Raw genomic sequence first — 1445 nt, 5'->3', positions numbered from 1 at the left:
TGTCGATGCCTGAATACAGTTGACCGTATTTGCTTTTATTTAAATACGCTTTCAGTTCAGTTTTTTGTGGTTGCTGGAACTTGATATTTTAAAACAGTCTCATTGATTGGAGCCTTTTAGGACTTAAATCTTTGAGGCGGTTTCTTTTGTTTGGACACATAAAGCTATCACTTTTTTTTCAAATTCTACAGGGGTCATTCTTTTTAACGCAGAATGAGGTTTGTCAAAGTTATAGAGTTGAACGGCCCGGTCAAGATTTTTCAATAAACTCTCCGGTGTGTTTACTCCCCATGGGATCAGGTAATTGTTTTTTATGATCCCATTGACTCTTTCAGCTTTGCCATTCTCCCAGCCATATTCACACATACTGTTTCTAAATTTATACGTTCGGGTAAGCTCAAGGAAGCTGGTATCATAATACTGTCCTCCGCCATCGGAATGGAAAATGATTCCTTCCTTTAAGCTTCCTCCCCGGGTTCTGATAGCCCTCTTCATCGCTGGTAAAGTGGTATTCTCTGTATTGAGCCTTCCGGAGGCATAATACCCCAGGATCCGCCTGGAATAATTATCCAGTATGAAGGTCAGATAATAAAACACCCCCTGGAGTTCATAATAGGTAATGTCACTGCTCCAGGCCTGATCGATGTCTGTAATCGCCTTATCAATCAATAGGTTTTCAAAGCGAATTACCCCCGAACTGTCGGTAGTTCTACGAGCGTTCCTGGCTTTAACTACCTGTAAGCCAAATGCTTTACAGAGGGCCTCAAACTTATCCCGCCCCATGAATCCCGGCTTAATCTTGTCGTATAAACTCCGGCAACTCATCCGCGGATGATCTTTCCGTATCTGGTGGATGATCTCCAAAAGCAGGCGAATCTCTTCCTGCTCTCTAACAGATCGGCTAAGTAGCTGGTGTACCCCTTGCTTGCTTATACCCACACTACTATACAGAAAGTTCAGACTAGAGCTTAATTCACTGCGATGATACCAGTAATAGATCAAGGTGTGTCGGTAAACTTTTTTTTAATGTCCACCTTGTAGAGCTCTTCTGCCAGCTCAATCATCTTCTCTTTAAACTCAAGTTGTACCTGCTTCTGGCCTACCAGCCGTTCCAGCTCTGCAATACGCTTTTGCAAAGCTAAAATCTTTTGAGTATCACTCTTGGATTCCACAATCGTTCGTGTTGGTCTTTGATGTGTCGAATATAAGGATATCCAGCGATATACCGAAGTAAAGGACAATTCATGAACCCGGCATAGTTCGGAAACCGTGCAACGACCTTCTAGAATCTCGGCTACTTTAGATCGCTTGAATTCTTCGCTAAAGTGACGATAACGACGCTCTGAAACACTTCTCGTAAACCCTGATGAAATCTTTCCCATTGTTATACCAATTTTAAGTTTGTTCCTCCCTTAAAATCGGTCAACTTATTTCAGGCACTGACA

General features: G+C 42.3%; 2 protein-coding genes. Both read right to left on the bottom strand.

Annotation, left to right across the window (positions count from 1 at the left end):
- Positions 1–123: 123 nt before the first annotated feature.
- Entirely contained in the window at positions 124–1002 is an 879-nt protein-coding gene (locus tag AB2U10_RS19115; protein WP_493820785.1) for a transposase, read from the bottom strand.
- Positions 999–1382: a transposase gene (locus AB2U10_RS19110; protein WP_367916684.1), complete on the bottom strand. Its 384-nt coding sequence runs from the start codon at positions 1380–1382 to the stop codon at positions 999–1001. Before AB2U10_RS19110 ends, AB2U10_RS19115 begins: the two co-directional genes overlap by 4 nt.
- Positions 1383–1445: the final 63 nt, after the last annotated feature.

This window comes from Leadbetterella sp. DM7, assembly GCF_040829825.2.
In the GTDB taxonomy this organism is placed as follows: domain Bacteria; phylum Bacteroidota; class Bacteroidia; order Cytophagales; family Spirosomataceae; genus Leadbetterella.
This window is presented reverse-complemented; position numbering and strand designations above follow the sequence as displayed.